The organism is Pseudomonas sp. EL_65y_Pfl2_R96, assembly GCF_963970905.1.
Taxonomy (GTDB): Bacteria; Pseudomonadota; Gammaproteobacteria; order Pseudomonadales; family Pseudomonadaceae; genus Aquipseudomonas.
The window spans coordinates 1-629 of record NZ_CAXAQH010000140.1 but is presented as its reverse complement, the minus strand read 5'-3'; the positions used below and the strand labels follow the sequence as shown (position 1 = coordinate 629).

The window sequence follows — 629 nt, the reverse complement described above, 5'->3', positions numbered from 1 at the left end:
CGTCGTTCGGCGCGGCGGTGGTCACGGTACCGGTGGTTTTACCGACGTCGATGGTGATCGTCTGGCCGTTGGCCAGGGACACGGTAACCGGGCTGCCAGTCACCGGTGCACCGACGGTCGCGGTGTAGGTGACGGTGCCACCTTCAGCTGCCGAAGCGGTGGCGTTCAGGGTGACGGTCGAGGTGTCGATAGTGTCGGTGACGCTGGTGACTGCCGGGGCAGTGCTAGGGACCAGGTTCTCGAAGTTGCCACCGGTGGCGGTGGAGATGGTCGCCTGAACGGTGCCGGCGTCTTTGTAAACGTCATCGGATGGTGCCGGGACGGTTACGGTGCCGGTGGTTTTACCGGCGTCGATGGTGATCACGGAGCCGTTGCTCAACGTCACGGTCACCGGGGTGCCGGCGGCGTTGGTCAGGGTCGCGGTGTAGGTGATCTGGCCACCTTCGGCCACCGAGTTGGTCGCGCTCAGGCTGAGATGGGTGGTGTCGACGGTGTCGGTGATCGAGGTGTCGGCTGATTTGCCATCGACTTCCAGCTTCTCGTAGTTACCGCCCTTGGCATCGTCGATTTTCACGCTCAGGGAACCGCCGCCGGCCAACGCATCGTTCGGCGCGGTGAAGTTGACGCTG

Annotated in this window: 1 protein-coding gene; it reads right to left on the bottom strand. The window is 64.2% G+C overall.

Annotation, left to right across the window (positions count from 1 at the left end):
- Positions 1 to 629, bottom strand: a 629-nt coding sequence (locus tag AACY49_RS29875) for an immunoglobulin-like domain-containing protein (RefSeq protein WP_339527803.1), incomplete at both ends; no start/stop codon positions are given.